The 1,196-nt window shown below is 60.6% G+C and carries 2 protein-coding genes; both read right to left on the bottom strand.

Features of this window, described 5'->3' with window-relative positions; all coding sequences use genetic code 11:
- Positions 1–557 (bottom strand): hypothetical protein (locus ACSFA3_RS24495; protein WP_435507974.1); only part of this gene is annotated, 557 nt, incomplete at its 3' end.
- Between the two features lie 96 nt (positions 558–653).
- A partial coding sequence (locus ACSFA3_RS24490; RefSeq protein WP_435507973.1) for a hypothetical protein occupies positions 654–1,196 on the bottom strand: 543 nt, incomplete at its 5' end.

The following is a 1,196-nucleotide window of genomic DNA, read 5'->3' as shown; positions in this document are numbered from 1 at the left end:
GATACCGGACTGTCGTAAGGCACCCGAAGCGAGTCCAGGTACGGAACATAATCCGGAGCCCCAGGAGTAGCGCCCCAAAGAAGATTGAGTCCCCCCTCAGCCACTCCAACAACAAGATTCCCTGGAATCTTGGGAATATCCTGGGCAAACGTTGCCAAGTCTCGCTGGAATGGTGTTAGCTGTTGCCCCGGCAGGCTTCCAAACTCTATTCCTTGTGCAGCAAAGCTAGAAGGACCGCCCCTGACATCGATTCCGCCCGCCTGGACCTGTTCAACCGTCATGCCTCGCATCGCCGGCGATGACCGCTCGGCAACACTCCACTGAGCCGGTGGCGCAACAGGCATCGGAATCGCGGGACTCTTCTCAAACACGCCTGCTACAAACGCGATGTCGTCGGCGCGAGCTTGCAGGCTCTGGCGCCCCTCATTGCCATAGTTTTCGTTGCGATAGGTTGCCGCCTGCGCTGCTTGTTCCTGCGCCCTCCGCAACAATTCCGCCCTACCGCTCGACTCCTTGGCAATGTATGAGCCTCCTAGCCTTGCATCTGCGCTGGTCAAGCTGTTTGGATCGATCGTAAAAGTCTGCCCGGGCTGCACGATGGGCGTACCCTTGGCATCGAAGCTCGTGAGCTGCCCGGTACGAACAAGTTGTCCCTAGCCCGCCCGTTGATCAATGTCCGCACCCCTCAGAGCAGATAGCACACCACCGTTTTCACCCACGGTCACCGTAACCCGCCCGAGCGCATCAATGGGGAGGCCGTTGCCAGTTGTGGGTAAACCGCCAGTGGGAATGCCTTGGTAGCCGTATGCCCCACCCACTGGACCAGCGTAGGGCGTGTCACCGCTCCATTCGTTGTCGTTTCGGCCCGGCGCAATTTCCATATCCATCGGCGGCAACTGCCCAATACTCTGCGTTGCGCCGGCGCTTCCATTGACTGAGGAAGAACTCTGCTCCATGGCCCCCGCGAGGCTCTCACCCAACGCATTGCCAAAGGCATCAGTCACTACTTGAGCAGCGCTGTACTTGCCCCCTCTTAGTGCGGCGGTGGTCAACCCAGCAGCGAATCCGGAGACCGTGCCGCGCGCCAGCCGACCGCCAAACTCTCCCCATTCGCTGAATGCCGGCGGCTGCGCCGGATCTGGCAACCCGGATGCAAGCGTTCCTCCGCCCAGCGCTTGACCAACGCCCCAACCGAC

It is taken from the genome of Variovorax glucosi (assembly GCF_051216695.1).
In the GTDB taxonomy this organism is placed as follows: Bacteria; Pseudomonadota; Gammaproteobacteria; order Burkholderiales; family Burkholderiaceae_C; genus Variovorax.
This window is presented reverse-complemented; position numbering and strand designations above follow the sequence as displayed.